Origin of the sequence: Yersinia aleksiciae (assembly GCF_001047675.1) — a bacterium.
Taxonomy (GTDB): domain Bacteria; phylum Pseudomonadota; class Gammaproteobacteria; order Enterobacterales; family Enterobacteriaceae; genus Yersinia; species Yersinia aleksiciae.
Genome location: NZ_CP011975.1, coordinates 513,335 through 533,535, shown reverse-complemented (window position 1 = coordinate 533,535; position 20,201 = coordinate 513,335). Strand labels below are relative to the sequence as shown.

Genomic DNA, 20,201 nt, shown 5'->3' with positions numbered 1-20,201 from the left:
GACTTAATCTTGGGTTTGTCATTAACCTTGATGACTCGATCTACCTGTTCTCTCCGCCGCTGGCACTTTGCCAATGGCCTCAACGGCCCGAAAGGGTCGTTTTCATAACATTTACCGCACTGGCCACGGCATCTGTGAGTCGGGTCAATGCCTCCGGCGAGATGATATAAGGCGGCATCAGGTAGATAAGCTTACCAAAGGGCCGAATCCACACGCCGTGTTCGACAAAGCCCCGTTGCAGGCGGGCGACGTTCACCGACTCCTTCATTTCCACCACGCCAATCGCCCCCAGCACCCTCACATCCGCCACGGCGGGATGCTCTGCCAGCGGCAGTAATGCCTGCTTCAATTGGATCTCTATCGCGCTAACCTGCTGTTGCCAGCGATTCTCCGCCAACAGCTTTAGACTGGCGGAAGCCACCGCGCAAGCTAAGGGATTTGCCATAAAGGTTGGCCCATGCATAAAGCACCCAGCATCCCCATTACTAATGGTTTCGGCCACCTGACGGGTGGTCAGTGTGGCGGATAATGTCAGATAACCGCCGGTCAGTGCCTTACCCAGACAGAGAATATCTGGCACGATCTGCGCGTGTTCACAGGCAAAAAGCTTGCCTGTGCGGCCAAAACCGGTGGCGATCTCATCGGCAATCAACAAAATCTGATGCTGATCGCACAGCGCCCGAACCTCACGTAGATAAGCGGGGTGATAAATACGCATCCCGCCGGCACCTTGCACTATCGGCTCCAGAATCACTGCCGCAATCTCACCGGAGTGTTTGGCAATCATCGTGGCGAAATCTGTGATGTCTTCAGGATCCCACGCCTCATCGAAACGGCATTGTGGCGCAGTGGCAAACAGATTCTCGGCTAAATAGCCCTGATACAAACTGTGCATTGAATTTTGAGGATCACAGACTGACATCGCACCGATAGTATCGCCGTGGTAGCCATGGCGCAGAGTCAGGAGCCGCTGGCGGCGTTCCCCTTTGGCCTGCCAGTACTGCAATGCCATTTTCAGTGCCACCTCGACCGCTACTGACCCCGAATCCGCTAAAAAAACGCACTCTAACGCCGGGGGCGTCATGGCGACCAACTGCTGACAAAGCTCCACTGCGGGGGGATGGGTAATACCACCAAACATCACGTGCGACATCTTATCCAACTGCTGATGTGCCGCCTGATTCAGGGCCGGATGATTATAGCCATGAATGGCTGACCACCATGATGACATGCCATCAATCAATCGCCGACCGTCTGCCAGCTGTAACTCAACACCCTCGGCGGCAACTACCGGATAACAGGGCAAAGGGTCGGTCATTGAGGTGTAGGGATGCCAGATATGGCGCTGATCAAAAGCCAGGTCAGAAGGTGTCATTAGGATCTGTTGTAAACCAATTTGCCATAAGAATGGTTGACAGTATATCGAGTTTATTTACACTGACGACACTTTTTTCTCTTCTTTGGAGAAGCCGTAATGGCAAATTATATTCGCTGGACAGTCGGGCAAGCCCAGGCCCTGTTTGAAAAACCGCTGCTGGATTTACTGTTTGAAGCCCAGCAGATTCATCGTCAGCATTTTGATCCCCGCCAAGTGCAAGTCAGTACCTTACTCTCGATTAAAACCGGTGCTTGCCCAGAAGATTGCAAATATTGCCCGCAAAGCTCGCGTTACAAAACCGGACTGGAAAGTGAGCGCCTGATGCAAGTCGAGCAAGTGTTGGAGTCCGCTAAAAAAGCCAAAGCGGCGGGGTCAACCCGCTTCTGCATGGGCGCGGCATGGAAAAATCCCCATGAGCGCGACATGCCTTATCTGGAGCAAATGGTCGAAGGCGTCAAGGCGATGGGCATGGAAACCTGCATGACACTCGGCACGCTGGATAAGCAGCAAGCTCACCGTCTGGCGGATGCAGGGTTGGATTACTACAACCACAATCTGGATACCTCGCCGGAATTCTACGGCAGCATCATCACCACCCGCAGCTATCAAGAACGGCTGGATACCCTCAGCGAAGTGCGCGACGCCGGTATCAAAGTCTGCTCCGGCGGCATTGTTGGACTGGGGGAAACTGTTCGTGACCGGGCCGGACTGCTGGTACAGCTAGCGAATCTGCCCAAGCCCCCTGAAAGCGTGCCGATCAATATGCTGGTCAAAGTGAAAGGCACGCCGCTGGAAAATAACGCTGACGTCGATGCGTTTGAGTTTATCCGCACCATCGCGGTTGCCCGCATCATGATGCCGACATCTTACGTACGCCTCTCTGCTGGCCGCGAGCAAATGAACGAACAGACGCAGGCCATGTGCTTTATGGCGGGGGCCAACTCCATCTTCTACGGCTGCAAATTGCTCACCACACCCAATCCAGAAGAAGATAACGATCTGCAACTGTTCCGCAAATTGGGGCTGAATCCACAACAGACCGCCACAGAGCAAGGAGATCGCGAACAGCAGCAACTCTTGACCGAGCAACTGTTGCACGGCGATTCATCACCTGAAGATCGCGTCCAATTTTATAACGCGGCGGTGTAATGAGCTGGCAAAGCAAGATAGAGCGTGGGCTGCAACAGCGGCGCGATGCTGCCGCTTACCGCACCCGTCAGGTCAATGAGGGGGCTAATGGGCGCTGGTTACAGTCGGGCGAACGGCAATATCTCAACTTCGCCGGTAATGATTATCTGGGACTCAGCCAAGATGCTGCCGTGATTGCGGCCTGGCAGCAGGGCGCGCAGCGCTACGGTGTTGGCAGTGGCGGTTCCGGCCATGTGACGGGTTACAGCCAGCCCCATGCTCGATTGGAGCAACAACTGGCCGATTGGCTTGGCTACCCACGCGCATTGCTGTTTATCTCCGGCTATGCAGCGAATCAGGCGGTGTTGGCAGCGCTAACCGACGCGGATGACCGCATATTGGCCGATAAACTCAGCCATGCCTCTTTGTTGGAGGCGGCTGCGCACTCGCCAGCACAATTGCGACGCTTTGCGCATAATCAGCCGGAATCACTGCAAAACCTACTGAGCAAACCCTGTTCCGGCCAAACCTTGGTGGTCACCGAAGGCGTTTTTAGCATGGACGGTGACTGCGCGCCGCTGGCCGCTTTGCAGCAACACACCGCTGCCGCGGGGGGCTGGCTGATAGTGGATGATGCGCATGGGATTGGTGTGCATGGCGAGGGAGGGCGCGGCAGTTGCGAGTTACAAGGGGTGAAACCCGAGCTGCTGGTGGTGACCTTTGGCAAGGCATTTGGCCTCAGTGGCGCGGCAGTATTGTGTCAGGAGCCAGTGGCGGAATATCTGCTGCAATATGCCCGCCACCTGATATACAGCACTGCGATGCCGCCCGCGCAGGCCGTTGCTTTGCAAGCCGCACTGTTACGCATTCAGCAAGGTGATGATCTACGCCAACAGCTTCAGCAACGTATTGCGCAATTTCGTCGCGGTGCAGCAGATCTCCCTTTGTCGTTAGGGGCTTCAGAAACTGCTATCCAGCCGCTACTGGTGGGGGATAACCAGCAAACGCTGGCACTGGCGGAGCAACTGCGCGCGGCGGGTTTATGGGTGACGGCGATCCGCCCACCCACTGTTCCACCGGGCGGGGCCAGATTGCGCATAACCCTCAGTGCCGCGCATCAGCCGGAGGATATCGACAGATTACTGGAGGTGCTTTATGGCGCTTGCCACTGAACATCTGCCGTCAATATCTGTTGATAAATCTGCGATTGCCGCTGCATTTAGTCGGGCGGCGGGCAGCTATGACACCGCCGCCGATCTACAGCGCAAAACGGGGGAAACCCTTTTGGCATTGGGCCATCAGCATACTGGGGGTTTGGTGCTGGATGCAGGATGCGGCACCGGCCATTTCAGCCGCCGCTGGCGTGAAATTGGCAAGCAGGTGATTGCACTGGATCTTGCCGCTGGCATGTTGGATCACGCGCGGCAACAGCAGTCCGCTGACGACTATTTACTGGCCGATATCGAGCATATTCCGCTGCCAGATCAGTCAGTTGATATCTGCTTCAGTAATCTGGCGGTGCAGTGGTGCGCAGATTTATCGGTGGCATTGGCGCAGCTGTATCGTGTTACCCGTCGCGGCGGCATTATCCTCTTCTCAACACTGGCGGAAGGTTCGCTTGATGAGTTGGGGCAGGCGTGGCAGCAGGTCGATGGCAAGCGCCACGTCAATGATTTCCTGCCATTTCAGCAGATTAACGCTGCTTGTCTGGGCTACCGCTATCAACTGACACCGCAGTTATACCAGCAACAATTTCCAGATGTGATAGCCCTTATGCGCTCACTACAAGGCATTGGGGCCACGCATTTGCATCAGGGGCGCGAGGCTGGCTTGAGTGGTCGTCAACGTCTGCTGGGACTGCAACGGGCTTACAACATGCAAGCGAGTCACTACCCGCTGAGTTACCATTTAGTTTATGGGGTTATCTATCGTGATTAAACGTTGGTTTATCACTGGCACGGATACCGACATCGGTAAGACGGTTGCCAGTTGTGCTTTACTGCAAGCCGCAGCCCAGCAGGGCTATCGGACTGCGGGCTATAAGCCGGTCGCCTCCGGCAGCCAGATGACGGCTAATGGCTTGCGGAACAGTGATGCTTTGGCGCTACAGGCGAACAGCAGTGTCGCGCTCGATTATGCCCAAGTGAACCCGCTGACGCTGTTAGAAGCCACCTCGCCACATATTGCTAGCGAAAATGAAGGGTGTGAGATTCATCTATCGGCTTTATCGCAAGGTTTACGGCAGTTGGAGCCATTAGCTGACTGGATACTGGTAGAAGGGGCTGGCGGCTGGTTTACCCCTCTCTCCCCGCAAGCGACTTTTGCTGATTGGGTGCAGCAGGAACAATTGCCAGTGATTATGGTAGTTGGGATCAAACTGGGGTGCATCAATCATGCCTTGCTGACCGCGTTGGCTATCCGCCAAGCGGGTCTGACGCTGGCTGGCTGGGTCGCCAATGAAGTCATTCCCGCCGGAGAACGGCAAGGGGAGTATCTGGCGACATTGACGCGGATGATTGATGCGCCGTTATTGGGTGTTATCCCACATCTGACTGACCTTAATCAGCATCCCGTGACTGAGCGCCGTGATCTTGGCGGCTACCTTGATTGGAACTTACTGCCCACAGCAGAGAAACTAACAGCTTAAGGTGAACCTGACGAAAAGGGCTAATAGTCACTATTAGCCCGATATTTTTTGGCTGCCATTGGCCTTAGTCCACCTGAATGGATAGCTGTGCTGGGCCACATCAACTGGCCAAATGCTCAATAATCATATCTTCATCCAACTGATCCAAGGTCCCTTGCGCCACATTCCTTCCGCCTGCCATCAGACAAAATCGATCCGCTACATGCTGAATCAGCGGCAATCGATGCTCAACTAAGAGCACTGTCAGACCCAGACTACGACTGAGTTGATGCAGGATATTGCCGATATCCTCACTCAATGGCGGTAAAGTGCCGCTCCCCGGCTCGTCGAGGATCAGCAGCTCCGGCTCCGCCACTAGCGCTCTGGCAATAGCCAACTGCTGCTGTTGATTGCGGTTCAGCTCGCCACCGCGCTGGCGACGTTTGTCGTACAACTGGGGGAATAACTCAAACACCCAGCCTGGAATATGGCGCGACTTATGGCGACCCGCTAACACGGCGATCAACATATTCTCCTCAACACTCAATTGAGAAAAAATCTGCTGCCCTTGTGGGACATAACCAATACCCAGCGCCGTGCGCCCCTCGACGGGCTGCTGTAGCAAGTTTTGCGGCGGCTCATGGTTGGGCTGCCAAGTCATGGTGCCGCTCTTAATCGGCAAATGGCCCATGATACAATTAATTAACGTGGTCTTCCCGACACCGTTGCGCCCAATCAGACAGGTGCATTGGCCACGAGGAAGCTCCAGATTGATATCCCAAAGGATATGATTCTGACCATAGTATTGATTTACGGCGGTTAAACTCAGCATCAGTGCTTCTCCTCAGTCGATCTCAGTAGTTCACAGGTGACCCGGTGTTCTGTAACGGCTAGTGAAGGATTAACCAGCAAATCTGCATACTTGATAGCGGCAGTACAGCATAAAACACCACACTTATGGCGAGTGGTTGTTAGTGTAAATTGAGGTAAATTTGGCTAATAGCGGTATAAAAATGAAATAAAAGGCTATTTTAACCACTCAATACCCCATCTATCGGATAATTATCAGCCTATTGATGCGCTGCACCGATTTAGGTCATTTACTCTCTTATCTCTCTATTTCACAGAGATATAAAGCAACTCTCGGGCCAAGTTGCCCTGGTCAGCGGTAAAATTTGTATGTTAACGGGCTGTAAATGGTTTTAACGCAGGGTAATGTGTGAACCTGACTCTACCTGCGGGAGAGAGGGCCGCCAGTCGAGGTTTTTTTGCACCTAAGCGGTGCTCGGGTGGTGATAATGGTGCAGAAAAAACAGCCCAGTGAGGGGCATGGAGAAAGGGGGATAACAGAGTGAAGAATTCGGAATTAGCAAGTCGAGTAGTTAGTACTAATTGAAATATATGTTGAAATAAAAATGTAAAAAAAACACTAAAAAAGCTAATTAATCCCTATTTCATCGCGAAGCTTTGCTTTTCGCCAACTCCCAGCCCCTATGGGGTTGAATGAGTTATCCACCATTCCTGTGGATAACCTTGTGCATTAGCCATAGAAAACTGATGGCAAGCGAGAGCTGGCGCGGCTTCTGACCCGGTTGTCCGGATTCTCTACTTTTAAAAAATACTATTTATTTTCAATTAGTTAATTAAAATCAAGCATCCTAAATTATAACTGGGGATGATGGGTAATCTTTAATCAATTAATTATCACTGAGGTGTTTATGTTAACTGTTGGGGATAAAAATACCTTTACAGTGCAACTATCGCCTGAGTATCACTATAACGACGCAAATCATCTCATGATTAAAGAAATTCCTACGCTTTGGTGCTTGAAGCTGGTTTTATATCCAGTATCATAGGGGTGGCAAAAATTTATGGGGCTTTCATAATTAGCCTCCTGATAGTGTGTTTCTCCGGCGGGTAGCAAATTCATGAGTAAAGCATTCAAACTACATTCTGAGTTTAAGCCAGCGGGCGATCAGCCTGATGCCATCCGTAAACTGGAGGAGGGGCTGGAAAATGGTCTGGCCCACCAGACGCTGTTAGGGGTAACGGGATCAGGCAAAACCTTTACAGTCGCCAATGTTATTGCTGACTTGAATCGGCCGACCATGGTGCTGGCACCGAATAAAACATTGGCCGCCCAGCTTTATGGCGAGATGAAAGAGTTCTTCCCTGATAACGCGGTAGAGTATTTCGTCTCCTACTATGATTATTATCAGCCCGAAGCCTACGTTCCCAGCTCCGATACTTTTATCGAAAAAGACGCCTCGGTAAACGAACATATCGAGCAAATGCGACTGTCTGCCACCAAAGCCTTGCTGGAGCGGCGGGACGTGATTGTGGTTGCCTCGGTCTCCGCCATTTATGGTTTGGGTGACCCCGATTTATACCTGAAAATGATGCTGCACCTGACCAAGGGCATGATTATCGATCAGCGCTCCATTCTACGTCGCTTGTCAGAGCTGCAATACAGCCGCAACGATCAGGTGTTTCAACGGGGGACTTTTCGGGTCCGTGGTGAGGTTATCGATATCTTCCCGGCCGAGTCTGATGAGTGGGCACTGCGGGTTGAATTGTTCGATGAAGAGGTTGAACGGCTCTCGATATTTGATCCACTGACAGGCCAATTGCAGCATGAAGTGCCACGTTTTACGGTTTACCCTAAAACGCACTACGTGACCCCACGGGAGCGTATTTTGCAGGCCATGGAAGAGATTAAAATCGAACTGGCTGAACGGCGTAAGGTGCTGTTAGAGAATAATAAACTGTTAGAAGAGCAGCGCATTGCTCAGCGGACCCAGTTTGACCTCGAAATGATGAATGAGCTGGGTTATTGCTCCGGCATCGAAAACTACTCCCGCTACCTTTCGGGCCGTGGACCGGGTGAACCGCCGCCGACGCTATTCGACTATCTGCCCGCCGATGGTTTGCTGATTGTCGATGAGTCCCACGTCACCATTCCGCAAATTGGTGGCATGTACAAAGGTGACCGTTCACGTAAAGAGACACTGGTGGAGTATGGCTTCCGGCTGCCATCGGCGCTGGATAACCGCCCGATGCGCTTTGAAGAGTTTGAAGCCTCGGCCCCACAAACCATTTATGTCTCGGCAACGCCGGGCAAATATGAACTGGAGAAATCCGGTGGCGATATCATTGAGCAGGTGGTGCGGCCTACTGGCCTGCTTGACCCATTGATTGAAGTGCGGCCTGTCGCAACACAAGTCGATGACCTGCTATCAGAGATCCGTATCCGTGCTGCGATTAACGAGCGGGTGCTGGTGACCACCTTGACCAAACGGATGGCCGAGGATCTGACCGAGTATCTCGCAGAGCATGGCGCACGGGTACGTTACCTGCATTCGGATATTGATACCGTTGAACGGGTCGAGATTATTCGTGACTTACGGTTGGGTGAGTTTGATGTGCTGGTGGGCATCAACTTGCTGCGGGAAGGTTTGGATATGCCAGAGGTTTCATTGGTCGCCATCCTGGATGCCGATAAAGAGGGTTTCCTGCGTTCTGAACGCTCCTTAATCCAGACCATTGGCCGCGCAGCACGTAACCTCAACGGCAAAGCTATTCTCTATGGTGACCGAATCACGGCCTCGATGGAAAAAGCCATTGGTGAAACAGAACGGCGGCGCGCCAAACAGCAAGCTTACAACGAAGAGCGTGGCATTGTTCCGCAAGGGCTTAACAAGAAAATCGGTGATCTGCTGCAACTGGGCCAACCTTCTACTCGTGGTAAAGGGAAGGGGCGGGGGGGCAAAGCGGCAGATCCTAATAATTACATGTCCTTGCCACCGAAAGCACTGGATCAGAAAATCCGCGAGCTGGAAGCCAAAATGTACACTTACGCGCAGAATCTGGAGTTTGAGCAGGCCGCCGAATTACGTGACCAAGTTCATCAGTTGCGCCAGCAGTTTATTGCCATCTCCTGATGAGCAGGAATTGATGGGCAAGAATTGCTGAGAGGGCGTGGGTGTTCATGAGGTGATAAATCGGGAATTTTACTTGTCGCATCAACCAATCATGATTACTGTGTGCGGCTGATAAAATTGTCACCTAATAAAGCGCGAGATAAATAATGAGTGATCATCTATCCAAAGATCCGCTGCACGGTATTACGCTGGAGCAATTGCTGACCAAATTGGTGGAGCACTATGGCTGGGAAGAGCTGGGATACCGTATCCAGATCAACTGCTTCACCAGTGATCCCAGCATTAAATCTAGCCTGAAATTTTTGCGCCGCACCCCGTGGGCACGAGCTAAAGTGGAAGCACTCTATATCCATATGATTGACAATGCGGCATTACAAGCTAAATCCAAAGCGTAATGCCCTGGCTCGCTTACGCGGAAGCTGCACCGCCCAGCTGTTGTAACGTGGCCTCCAGTGCCTGGCGTAGTAGCTCACGGTCGTGGCGGTAAGGGATATCTTTGGCTTCCAAGGGTTGTTGGACAATAATTCGATCTGTTACGCCACTGATATCAATCCGTGGGCTAACAATTGCCGCATCAATAATTTTGCGGCCAATTTTGCTCTCCATGATGGCCAGCTTTTCTTGCAGTGAGAGTGCCGCTGCCGCGACACTGAGCTCACGCCCTAGATTGCCGATGTAGATCATGCTGGCAGAACTGCGGCGTAAAGCTTGCGTTAAATCATCCAACAGCAACAGTGGCATCAGGCTGGTTAAAAAGCTGCCGGGGCCGATCAGAATGACATCTGCTTGACCGATGGCTTCGATTGCCTCCCGCGTCGCGTGGACATGAGGTGACAGCAACATCTCTTGTGGCATCTGAGCCAATTGATCGATATTCACCTCACCGTAAACCGGATGTCCGTCACTATCGATAGCCAGCAAATCTACCGGGTGTTCGGACATCGGGATGAGCCAGGCATCCACTTTCAGCAAGCTACGCACCAGATTGATGGCTTCAATTGGGCGGATGCTGAGGTGATCTAGCGCCTTGAGCATTAGATTCCCCAAATTGTGGCCCGCCAATTCACCATTACCGGCAAAACGGTATTCGAACATCGCAGACGCCACACTTGGCTCAGTAATCAATTGGTTAAGGCAATTCCGGGTATCGCCCCAAGCAATTCCGCCTTCTGAACGACGTATGCGTCCAGTCGAGCCGCCATTATCGGTGGTGGTGACAATACCCGTCAGGCGCGAGCCTAAAGGGGAGAGGGCCGACATCACTCGGCCCAGCCCATGGCCACCGCCTAATGCAACCACCCGATCGAGATCCGCTAATGTGCGATTTCGCATGTTTTTCCTGTCTAAATATTGTGCTTGGTTCTAATAGAGTATACCCGTCATCTTTTGAATTGTAGGTGCCGACATGCACCTTGAAATCTATTGGGTATCGCTAATGGTGAAATTGCTGCATAAGTTAACGGATTTGCTGTGAAAACGCGATAAAAGCCATTGTTTTCGTGATTTTAAACAAGTTATGGGACGTGGATTAAAATAGGCTAAGCAACAGTAAATTTTATTAGCTAACTCGTTGTATATGAATGTATATAGCGAAAAACAGCGATTGGCTATCCTGTCGTTTTAGCGTTAGAATCTTTAGGAAAAGTAGGGTTTTTAGCATTTTGCTGCTGTTGTCAGCTTTACTTTTTAAACCATGGTTCAGAAATGGTCCGCAAACTGTGACTGAACATAAACTCCTAGCCTTAGTGTCTACGTTGTCTCGTGTCGCGAATACGCTTTTCGTTTACGGACAATATGATGCTCTGGCCGTGGCTTTAAGCCACCAGGGTGCGAGGTAGAAATACCTGCATCTCCCGTATTTGGAAAGGTGTTATGGTACAACTTACTGACGCATTTGCGCGCAAGTTCTATTATTTGCGCCTATCGATCACTGATGTGTGCAACTTTCGCTGCACCTACTGCCTGCCGGATGGTTATCGCCCTGACGGACTAAAAAGCTTTCTGAGCCTTGACGAGATAAGCCGCGTCAGCCGCGCCTTTGCTCTATTGGGAACAGAAAAGATCCGCCTAACGGGTGGTGAACCCTCTATGCGACGTGATTTCACCGATATCATCGCCACTATCCGGCAAAATCCCGCGATCCGTACATTGGCAGTGACCACCAATGGTTACCGCTTAGCGCGTGATGCTGTGCAATGGCGGGAAGCCGGGCTGACAGCGATTAACGTCAGCGTTGATAGCCTCGATCCACGGCAATTTCACGCTATCACCGGGCAAGATAAATTTCATCAAGTCATGCAAGGCATTGATGCCGCCTTTGAGGCTGGTTTTGACAAAGTCAAAATCAATGCCGTGCTGATGCGCGATGTCAACGACCGCAATTTGAGCGCCTTCCTCGATTGGATAAAACCCCGACCAATCCAACTGCGATTTATCGAACTGATGGAAACCGGCGAGGGCGGCAATCTATTCCGCAAGCACCATGTCTCTGGCGGTGTTATTCGTCAGCAATTACTCCAGCAAGGTTGGCAACAGCAAGAGCGCGCGCGCAGTGATGGCCCGGCTCAAGTGTTCCATCACCCTGATTACGTTGGGGAAGTGGGGCTGATCATGCCATACGAAAAAGACTTCTGCGCCAGTTGTAACCGCTTGCGTGTTTCAGCGTTGGGCAATCTGCATTTATGCTTATTTGGCGAACAGGGCATTACGCTGCGTGATCTGCTGGGCAGTGACGATCAGCAAGATGAGTTAATGGCACGAATTCAGAGTGCACTGCAAACCAAGAAGCAGACCCATTTCCTGCATCAGGGCAACAGCGGCATTACGCAGAACTTATCGTTTATTGGCGGCTGATGCCCTACAACGTCAAGAACGAAGGGAATAGGATTACTTATGGCACAACTAACCCACATTAACGCCGCTGGCGAAGCCCACATGGTGGATGTCTCCGCCAAAGCTGAAACCGTGCGCGAAGCACGTGCGGAAGCTTTTGTTGAGATGCGGGCCGCGACACTGGCAATGATTATTGAGGGTAGCCACCACAAAGGCGATGTATTTGCCACTGCACGAATTGCCGGAATTCAAGCCGCCAAGCGCACCTGGGAACTGATCCCACTGTGTCATCCGCTGCTGCTAACCAAAGTGGAAGTCCAATTGGAAGCACAGCCAGAGCACAATCGGGTACGCATTGAGTCCTGTTGCCGCCTGACCGGTAAAACTGGCGTCGAGATGGAAGCCCTGACGGCGGCTTCCGTGGCGGCACTGACGATTTACGATATGTGCAAAGCGGTACAAAAAGACATGATAATTGGCCCGATTCGCCTGTTGACGAAAAGTGGCGGGAAATCTGGTGATTTTAAGGTGAACCCATGATTCAGATTCTCTTTTTTGCTCAAGTCCGTGAACTGGTGGGAACTGACCGCCTGCAACTGGCGGCGGAGTTTCCAACTGTCGAAGCACTGAGACAGTCGCTCTGTCAACGTGGCGAACGCTGGCAGTTAGCGCTTGAAGAGGGCAAATTGCTCACGGCGGTCAACCAATCGTTGGTTAGCACTCAGCATCCACTGGTTGCCGGTGATGAAGTGGCTTTCTTCCCGCCGGTAACAGGGGGGTGATGATGGAGCACACTCGAATCCACGTCGGGCCTGAAACCTTCAACGTCGGCGATGAATATCAATGGTTATCGCAGTGCGACGAAGACGGTGCCGTCGTGACCTTTACTGGCAAAGTGCGCAACCATAATTTGGGCGAAAGTGTCAGTGCGCTGACGCTGGAACACTACCCCGGCATGACCGAGAAAGCGCTGGCTGACATTATTGCTGAAGCCCGTAGCCGTTGGCCCCTACAGCGGGTCGCCGTGATGCACCGTGTTGGGCCGCTGTTCCCCGGAGACGAAATCGTCTTTGTCGGCGTGACCAGCGCGCATCGTGGCATGGCATTCGATGCGGCTGAATTTATTATGGATTACCTCAAAACACGCGCCCCTTTTTGGAAACGGGAAGCCACGGCGGATGGCGAACGTTGGGTCGAATCGCGGGACAGTGATCATGCCGCTGCCAAGCGCTGGTAAATCGTACGTAAACCCATGTAAAGATCAGCGCTAAATACCTATTTTTACTCCCTTGTTTAGGGTACTTCTGTGGTAACCTAAAAGAGTCGGTGGGCTGTCAGTTGATAGCCTGTTTCATTATTTATATGCATAAGGTAACTACCATGGATCGCTATCCACGCTCTAATGGTTCTATTGTCGAACGTGCCAACTCTGGCATTCAGGCATATATGGCGCAGGTATACGGCTGGATGACCTGTGGTCTGTTATTAACGGCGGTTGTCGCCTGGTACGCAGCGAATACCCCTGCGGTACTTAACTTTATCTTCTCTAGCCAAATCACCTTTTTCGGGCTGATTATTGCTCAGTTAGGTTTGGTGTTTGTGATTTCTGGCATGGTTAATCGCCTGAGTGGTTCGATGGCAACCAGCCTGTTCATGCTCTATTCCGCGTTAACCGGTCTGACACTTTCCAGTGTCTTGATCATGTACACCGGTGCTTCGATTGCCAGCACCTTTATCATTTGTGCGGGTATGTTTGGTGCGATGAGCTTCTACGGCTACACCACCAAGCGCGATTTGAGCGGCATGGGTAGCATGCTGTTTATGGGCCTGATCGGTATCGTATTGGCATCGATTGTTAATATCTGGCTGAAAAGCCCGGCATTAATGTGGGCTGTGACCTATATCGGCGTGTTAGTGTTTGTTGGCTTGACCGCTTACGACACTCAGAAGCTGAAGAATATGGGGGCACAGTTGGATGCTAATGATAGAGATAGCTTCCGTAAGTACTCTATCGTCGGCGCGTTAACCCTGTATCTTGATTTTATCAACCTGTTCCTGATGTTGTTGCGGATTTTCGGCAACCGTCGTTAATGAGGTTTCGCCAGTTTAGGCTAGTGGCGTGAGATTGATGAAGGACACCAGTTTGGTGTCCTTTTTGTTTTTTGGGGATGAAGCTAATCACGAAACCGAATATCAACCGAAATCTGTCCCTGCCCCTTTAGGCTATTTTCCGCCTAAACATCCCATAGGCTACACTCCCCGTCGTGGCGGTGATCACCAACAGCGGCCACAAACTGTGCCAGATAATATCGAAACTGGCATCCTTGAGATAAATCTGTTTGGTGATATCAGTAAAGTGACGGATAGGATTGACCCAAGTGATGTTTTGTAGCCAAACCGGCATATTCTCTACTGGCGAGACATAACCAGAAAGCAGAATCGCGGGCATCATAAATACAAACACACCGATAAATGCCTGCTGCTGAGTGGAGCACAATGATGAGATCAGCAAGCCAAAACCCACTAACGACAAACCGTAGAGCAGCATGGTGCCGTAAAACAGCGCCAGTGAACCGGCAAAGGGGATCTGGTAGAAAAAGATACCAATAAACAACACGATACTTGCCTGGAAGGCGGCGACAATCAGTGCCGGAACAGCCTTGCCAATAAAAATCTGCCAGGTGGTCAGTGGGGAGACTAGCAACTGTTCCAGTGTGCCTTGCTCGCGCTCACGTGCCACAGAGAGTGCGGTCACAATCAGTACGCCGATGGTGGTTATCATCGCAATCAATGACGGCACCACAAACCATTTGTAGTCCAGATTCGGGTTATACCAATTTCGGATCACTAATTCGCTGTTATTGGGCTTAATTTGTCCGGCGGTTAACTCTAGCTGGTAATCACGCACAATTTGCTGAATGTAATTCGCCGCAATTTGAGCACTATTAGAGTTACGCCCATCCAGCACTAACTGTAACTGAGTGGTTTTACCGTTCGCCAAATCCGCGCTGAATTGTTCCGGGAAGCGAATCAACAGCAGCGCTTTCTGGTTATCAATCACCGGTTGGATCTCTTGTGGGCTGTGCAGCAGCAACACATGGGAAAATGCCTCGGCTTTCGCAAAGCGCTGGGTGAGTTCCACCGAGGCTTTGCCGCTGTCTTCACTGTAAATGGCGATGGTGGCGTTGGTCACTTCCAAAGTGGCGGCGAATGGGAATAAGACCACCTGCAATATCACGGGCATGATTAATATCGCGCGGGTTTGCGGCTCGCGTAGTAGTGACTGTAACTCTTTGATAATCAATGTGTAGAGGCGATGAAACATATTTTGCTTCCTTCCGTTAATCTCACCGATGCTTAATCTAATCTGCGTTGTGTTTTCCATGCCGTCAGGCCGATAAACACGGCCGCCGAGGCGATGAGGAACAGTAGATTAACCACCAACACGGTGCCGATATTTCCCGCCAGGAATAGGGTTTGCAGGCTACTGACAAAGTAGCGGGCAGGAATGATATAGGTCACCGCGCGCACTATTGCTGGCATGCTGTCAATTTCGAAAATAAACCCCGACAGCATGACCGCAGGTAGAAATGCGGCGTTCAGTGCCACCATCGCCGCATTGAATTGATTGCGGGTGATGGTCGAAATTAGCAGCCCCATCCCTAGCGTGCTGGCTAAAAACAGGCTGGTCATGACGAACAATATCCACAGTGAGCCACGATAAGGCACACCAAGGATAAATACCGCCACCACCATGCAGAGTGTCATGGCGATCATGCCGAGGACGTAATAGGGGATCAGCTTCGACAGCAGTAACTCGCTGCGCGTCACTTGAGTCGACAGTAGCGCCTCCATGGTACCGCGCTCCCACTCACGGGCAATCACCAATGAGGTCAGAATTGCACCAATAACCGTCATGATAATGGTAATCGCGCCGGGGATAATGAAGTGTCGGCTGATGGCTGCGGGGTTAAACCAATAACGCACCTGAACCTCAATCAGCGGATCATTTTTTTGCCCTAGGTTTTGCGCTTGCTGTTGCTGCCAGAGTTGCCACACGCCTTGCGCGTAGCCCTGCACAAAGTTGGCGGTATTCGGTTCGCTACCATCGGTAATCACCTGAATCGGCGCTTGACTCTCTGGCCGCGCCAGTTGCTCGGCAAAGTCATTCGGGATCACGATTAAGCCGCGAATTTTCCCCGCTTGCATCGCCTGAATCAGCGCCGGACGATCATCGCTAATTTGCGGCGTAATGTAGGGCGAACTGGCAAAGGCGTTCGCCAGATCCTGCGCGGGTTTGCTCTGCTGCTCCATTAAAATGCCAATATGCAGCTTGCTGGAGTCCAGATTGATGCCATAGCCAAAAATAAACAGCAGCAGTAGCGGGATGACGAATGCGATCAACCCACTGCTGGGGTCACGCAGAATTTGACGGGTCTCTTTTCGGCATAAGGCACGCAACCGACGCCAGGAAAACCCAGTGTCTTGATAGGTTTCACCCTCATTTACCGACGTTCTATCTGTCGATGACTGATTTGTCGGTAATGGATGTGGCTCGGTCATGACGATTGCTCCTTATCGTTTTGCTGGTCATAGCGCTGAACCAACCCGATAAATGCCTCTTCCATTGATGGATTTAGAATCTCATCAGTAGCGACCTGCTGCTTTAGCTCATCCGGCGTGCCCGCCGCAATAATTTTGCCACGGTAAACCAGTCCGATACGGTCGCAGTACTCCGCTTCATCCATAAAGTGGGTGGTCACCATGACGGTCACACCTTTATCGACCATCCCATTGATATGCAGCCAAAACTCGCGGCGCGTCAGCGGGTCGACCCCTGAGGTTGGTTCATCAAGAAACAGGATATCCGGCTCATGCATCAAGGCGCAGGCCAGCGCCAGCCGCTGCTTAAACCCCAGCGGCAGCGAGTCCGGCGTCTGCTTGAGAATCGGCGTAAAATTAAAGGCTGAAGTCATATCTGCTATTTTATCGCGCTGCGTTTTGCCTCGCAGGCCATAAACACCGGAGAAAAACTTCAGGTTTTGTTCAACCGTGAGATTGCCGTACAGCGAGAATTTTTGCGCCATATAGCCTAAATGTTGCCGTGCCTTACCGGAGCTGGTCTTTAGATCCATTCCCAGCACCAATGCGTTACCGGAGCTTGGCACCAACAGACCGCACATCATTTTAAATGTGGTCGATTTACCGGCACCATTTGGCCCCAGTAAGCCAAAGATCTCACCGCGCTTTACCTTAAAATTCACATGGTCAGTCGCGGCAAAATCACCAAATTTCTTGGTTAACTCTTGGGCTTCAATCACCGTTTCATCATGACTGCCTTCCACTTTAGGCATGATTTTCGCCAGTGCCGACTCACTGGCTGGGCCACCACCCAACAGGTCGATAAAGGCATCTTCAAAGCGGGGTTCTGCCTCCATCATTTCGGCATTGGGCTGATTGAGCAGGGGCAGTAGTTGGTGGTGATCGACCTCCGGCTTGAGGATCAACCGCACATATTTGCCCTGAATCACCCCATCACTGACCTGCGGCAAGGTGAGGGCATGTTGTAACAGTTTACGGTTGGTTCCGCTTTGGGCGGCCACCAGAATCGTGCGGCCACTCATGCGCTGCGTGAGACTCTGCGGCGCGCCGCTATACAGCAATTTCCCTTCATTCAGCAGCAAGACTTCGCGGCATTGCTCCGCTTCATCCAGATAGGAGGTGCTCCAAAGGATGAGCATACCGTCGCTCGCCAGCTCATGTACCATGCGCCATAACTCACGGCGTGAGATGGGATCGACCCCCACACCTGGCTCGTCAAGTAGCAAGACTTTGGGCTGACCGACCAGAGTGCAGGCCAGGCCCAGTTTCTGTTTCATTCCGCCGGATAGTTTGCCCGCTAAGCGTTCAGTAAAGCGGGTCAAATCAGTAAAGGTCAGCAGGCGTTCAAAGGTCTGGCGGCGCTGTTCGCCCGTCACCCCACGTAGATCGGCATACAGCGTCAAGTTCTCCATCACCGTCAGATCTTCATATAAACCAAATTTCTGCGGCATATAGCCAAGAATTGAGTGTAACTGGCGATCGTTTTCCAGCGGATCGAGGCCCACTACCGTCATCTTACCTTGGCTGGGTTTGAGCAATCCGGCCAACATACGCAGCAAGGTGGTTTTACCGGCCCCGTCCGGCCCGACTAAACCGGTGACCGCGCCACTGCGGATCTCAGTCGTCAGGCTGGCGACAGCCGGGTGATCCAGTCCGGGGAAGCGCTTTTCAACGCCATCCAGAGTGATGAGATGCTGGATTCCATTCATAACTTATGCCGCCTTAAGGTTGTGCAAAACGGACGGTGACCGGCATACCTTGTCTGAGTGAATCATCAGCGTCTGTGATGATAATTCGTAAGCGATAAACCAGGTCAGTGCGCAAATCCGGCGTTTCGACACTTTTAGGCGTAAATTCGGCGGTCGGCGACACGAAACCTATCTTGCCGTGATAAGGCTTGTCTGGGCGGCCATCGGTGAAAACTTCCACCTGTGTTCCCGGAATGGCTTTATCTAAGTTGGGCTCACTGACATAGGCCCGCACCCAGACAGGGTCGGTCAGTGAGAGGGTAAAGACGGTATTGCTGGCGGATAGAATAGTCCCCGGTTCAACTGCGCGGGTCAGCACAGTGCCTGCGGATGGGGAGAGTAGGGTGGTGTCTTGCAGATTGAGCTGGGCTTGAGCCAGTTCAGCTTCCGCCTGGGCCAGATTGGCCTCGGCCTGTGCAATTTCCTGCGGACGGTTACCACTTAAATATTGAGCGAGTTTATCTTTCGACGCTTGTAGATTGGCTTGCGCCTGATTACGCGCCGTGCGGGCATTTTCCAGCTCGTTAGCTGAGGTGGCTTTGCTGGCCCACAACCCCTGTTGCCGTTTCAGGAAGCTATCGGCGTAGCTGAACGCAGCCTCACGTTGGGAAACTTCCGATTTTACCTGCGCGATCTCTTCGTCGCGGTAGCCTGCTTTCAGCAACGCCAGCTGTGCCTGCGCACTTTGTACATTGGCCTGCGCCTGTTTGAGTGCATTGAGATAAGGGCCGTCATCCAATTTCCCCAGTCGTTGCCCCGGCTGGATGTCGTCCCCTTCATCAACCGCCAACGATGCCAGACGGCCACCGACCCGAAAACCCAGATTCACCGTGCGGATATCTACATTGCCGTACAGCGTCAATGATGAGTCGTGTTGCTGACGATAATAACTCCATCCGTAACCCATCGCCGCCAACAGGGCGACAATAACAACGGCCACAATAATCTTCTTGCGATTCATAATGCTCCCTATCTGTTACTGACTTTTATCACCACCGTCATGATCTTTATGAGAAAACAGTCGCGATTTCACTTTGCTGCCTTGGCCCGCAATCCGTAAAGAAGCAGGTCAATATGTTCGATAAGCACCTGATTAATCATCTCAATTTCAGCCTGACCAATCTCCTGCCAACCCGCTTGTCGGCGGATCGTCTCGCGGCCCATACGAAAAGCCAAAACCTCACCAATCAATGCATGGGTATGAAGAATAGTTTTAGTTGCACTGGCATCAGCACCAATGAATGCAGCCAGCAGCAGGTTCAATTTTTGGTGCAATGGCGCAATGGCTTGGGCATGAATCAGCGGGTAGGCATCACTGGGTGAGAGTTGCTCACGCGCCATGATTTTGCTCATATTTAAGGTTTCTGGTTGGGTCATTAAATGACTGAACTCCAGTAACCCACGGCGAATATAGTGCAACTGTTGCTCGGCAGTTTGATCCTGCAGCGGGCGCTGGAGGAATTGGTCAATCTCCTGCGCCAACGGGGAAAAGGCTTGCTGGATAAAATCAGCGATTTGCTGAGCCACCGCCAGATACAACCCCTCTTTAGAGTTGAAATAGTAAGTGATGGCGGCAATATTTTGACCTGCCCGCTGCGCAATCTCTCGGGTCGTCGCGCCTTTCAGGCCCAGTTCACCAAATAATTCGGTTGCTGCCTGAATCAGTTGCTGACGTGCTTGCTCACCACGACTGGTCACTGGCACAGATGAGGTTAAGGCATGAGGGGTGGAATGGGACATAGGCTCCCTACTCGGTCAACGGGTTTTAGATGAATCTCATTTATGCCAATATTAATAGATGGCTAAATAATAAATCAATCATATGATTAACTTTAGGCTCACCTTGTGAATCTGTAAAGTTATGGCGCGTCAAAGCCCTATTTTTGTGAGCTGAGCTGGATTAATAGCCAGTAATAAGTCAGTTTTTCTGATGTATGTCGCATTAA

The 20,201-nt window shown here is 51.8% G+C and carries 19 protein-coding genes and 1 riboswitch; of the genes, 11 read left to right on the top strand and 8 right to left on the bottom strand.

Going from position 1 to position 20,201, the window contains the following annotated elements; genetic code table 11:
* Window positions 1-79: 79 nt before the first annotated feature.
* Entirely contained in the window at window positions 80-1,375 is a 1,296-nt protein-coding gene (gene bioA / locus ACZ76_RS02565) for an adenosylmethionine--8-amino-7-oxononanoate transaminase (RefSeq protein WP_048616531.1), read from the bottom strand.
* A gap of 99 nt (window positions 1,376-1,474) precedes the next feature.
* Here bioA and bioB point away from each other — a divergent pair, with 99 nt between their 5' ends.
* Genes bioB through bioD form a run of 4 tightly spaced genes read left to right on the top strand, consistent with a single transcriptional unit; the run spans window position 1,475 to window position 5,153 of the window.
* A complete protein-coding gene (bioB, locus tag ACZ76_RS02560; protein WP_048616529.1) occupies window positions 1,475-2,527 on the top strand; it encodes a biotin synthase BioB in 1,053 nt (350 codons plus the stop codon).
* Complete coding sequence (gene bioF, locus ACZ76_RS02555; protein WP_048616527.1) at window positions 2,527-3,678, top strand: 8-amino-7-oxononanoate synthase; 1,152 nt, start codon at window positions 2,527-2,529, stop codon at window positions 3,676-3,678. The genes bioB and bioF overlap by 1 nt, the downstream gene beginning before the upstream one ends.
* On the top strand, window positions 3,662-4,444 hold the full coding sequence (gene bioC / locus ACZ76_RS02550; protein WP_048616525.1) for a malonyl-ACP O-methyltransferase BioC: 783 nt from the start codon (window positions 3,662-3,664) through the stop codon (window positions 4,442-4,444). Before bioF ends, bioC begins: the two co-directional genes overlap by 17 nt.
* Entirely contained in the window at window positions 4,437-5,153 is a 717-nt protein-coding gene (gene bioD / locus ACZ76_RS02545) for a dethiobiotin synthase (protein WP_048616523.1), read from the top strand. Before bioC ends, bioD begins: the two co-directional genes overlap by 8 nt.
* Before the next feature lie 100 nt (window positions 5,154-5,253).
* Here bioD and ACZ76_RS02540 read toward each other — a convergent pair whose 3' ends face one another.
* A complete protein-coding gene (locus ACZ76_RS02540) occupies window positions 5,254-5,964 on the bottom strand; it encodes a branched-chain amino acid ABC transporter ATP-binding protein (RefSeq protein ID WP_048616521.1) in 711 nt (236 codons plus the stop codon).
* 1,096 nt (window positions 5,965-7,060) lie between these two features.
* Here ACZ76_RS02540 and uvrB point away from each other — a divergent pair.
* Together uvrB and ACZ76_RS02530 are read left to right on the top strand one after the other, a co-directional pair.
* Window positions 7,061-9,073, top strand: a complete 2,013-nt coding sequence (uvrB, locus tag ACZ76_RS02535; RefSeq protein WP_048616519.1) for an excinuclease ABC subunit UvrB — start codon at window positions 7,061-7,063, stop codon at window positions 9,071-9,073.
* Between the two features lie 146 nt (window positions 9,074-9,219).
* Complete coding sequence (locus ACZ76_RS02530; protein WP_048616518.1) at window positions 9,220-9,468, top strand: VF530 family protein; 249 nt, start codon at window positions 9,220-9,222, stop codon at window positions 9,466-9,468.
* Between the two features lie 13 nt (window positions 9,469-9,481).
* On the opposite strand, the gene yvcK is transcribed toward ACZ76_RS02530, so the two are convergent.
* Window positions 9,482-10,405 carry a uridine diphosphate-N-acetylglucosamine-binding protein YvcK gene (gene yvcK, locus ACZ76_RS02525; protein WP_048616516.1) on the bottom strand — a complete coding sequence of 308 codons (924 nt, stop codon included), beginning with the start codon at window positions 10,403-10,405 and terminating at the stop codon, window positions 9,482-9,484.
* A 389-nt stretch (window positions 10,406-10,794) separates the two neighbouring features.
* A riboswitch (molybdenum cofactor riboswitch) is annotated at window positions 10,795-10,959 on the top strand.
* Between yvcK and moaA the strand changes: the two genes are divergently transcribed.
* The 5 genes from moaA to ACZ76_RS02500 all read left to right on the top strand — a co-directional run bounded on the left by moaA (window position 10,946) and on the right by ACZ76_RS02500 (window position 13,996).
* On the top strand, window positions 10,946-11,926 hold the full coding sequence (gene moaA, locus ACZ76_RS02520) for a GTP 3',8-cyclase MoaA (RefSeq protein WP_048616514.1): 981 nt from the start codon (window positions 10,946-10,948) through the stop codon (window positions 11,924-11,926). It overlaps the preceding riboswitch by 14 nt.
* Window positions 11,927-11,965: 39 nt before the next feature.
* Window positions 11,966-12,445, top strand: coding sequence for a cyclic pyranopterin monophosphate synthase MoaC (moaC, locus tag ACZ76_RS02515; RefSeq protein WP_048616512.1), 480 nt, complete (start codon window positions 11,966-11,968; stop codon window positions 12,443-12,445).
* Complete coding sequence (gene moaD / locus ACZ76_RS02510; protein ID WP_048616510.1) at window positions 12,442-12,687, top strand: molybdopterin synthase sulfur carrier subunit; 246 nt, start codon at window positions 12,442-12,444, stop codon at window positions 12,685-12,687. Before moaC ends, moaD begins: the two co-directional genes overlap by 4 nt.
* The gene (gene moaE, locus ACZ76_RS02505; protein WP_074007577.1) at window positions 12,687-13,142 is read left to right on the top strand and encodes a molybdopterin synthase catalytic subunit MoaE; all 456 of its coding nucleotides are present in this window, start codon (window positions 12,687-12,689) and stop codon (window positions 13,140-13,142) included. Before moaD ends, moaE begins: the two co-directional genes overlap by 1 nt.
* 143 nt (window positions 13,143-13,285) lie before the next feature.
* Entirely contained in the window at window positions 13,286-13,996 is a 711-nt protein-coding gene (locus ACZ76_RS02500) for a Bax inhibitor-1/YccA family protein (RefSeq protein ID WP_048616506.1), read from the top strand.
* Between the two features lie 127 nt (window positions 13,997-14,123).
* Here ACZ76_RS02500 and ACZ76_RS02495 read toward each other — a convergent pair whose 3' ends face one another.
* The 5 genes from ACZ76_RS02495 to ACZ76_RS02475 form a co-directional block, all read right to left on the bottom strand.
* Complete coding sequence (locus ACZ76_RS02495) at window positions 14,124-15,230, bottom strand: ABC transporter permease (RefSeq protein WP_048616504.1); 1,107 nt, start codon at window positions 15,228-15,230, stop codon at window positions 14,124-14,126.
* A 32-nt stretch (window positions 15,231-15,262) separates the two neighbouring features.
* Window positions 15,263-16,468, bottom strand: a complete 1,206-nt coding sequence (locus tag ACZ76_RS02490; protein ID WP_048616502.1) for an ABC transporter permease — start codon at window positions 16,466-16,468, stop codon at window positions 15,263-15,265.
* Window positions 16,465-18,216 (bottom strand): ATP-binding cassette domain-containing protein, encoded by a 1,752-nt coding sequence (locus tag ACZ76_RS02485; RefSeq protein WP_048616500.1) that lies wholly within the window; start codon window positions 18,214-18,216, stop codon window positions 16,465-16,467. The genes ACZ76_RS02490 and ACZ76_RS02485 overlap by 4 nt, the downstream gene beginning before the upstream one ends.
* Before the next feature lie 13 nt (window positions 18,217-18,229).
* Window positions 18,230-19,216: a secretion protein HlyD gene (gene hlyD / locus ACZ76_RS02480; protein ID WP_048616497.1), complete on the bottom strand. Its 987-nt coding sequence runs from the start codon at window positions 19,214-19,216 to the stop codon at window positions 18,230-18,232.
* A 68-nt stretch (window positions 19,217-19,284) separates the two neighbouring features.
* On the bottom strand, window positions 19,285-19,995 hold the full coding sequence (locus ACZ76_RS02475) for a transcriptional regulator (RefSeq protein WP_048616495.1): 711 nt from the start codon (window positions 19,993-19,995) through the stop codon (window positions 19,285-19,287).
* Window positions 19,996-20,201: the final 206 nt, after the last annotated feature.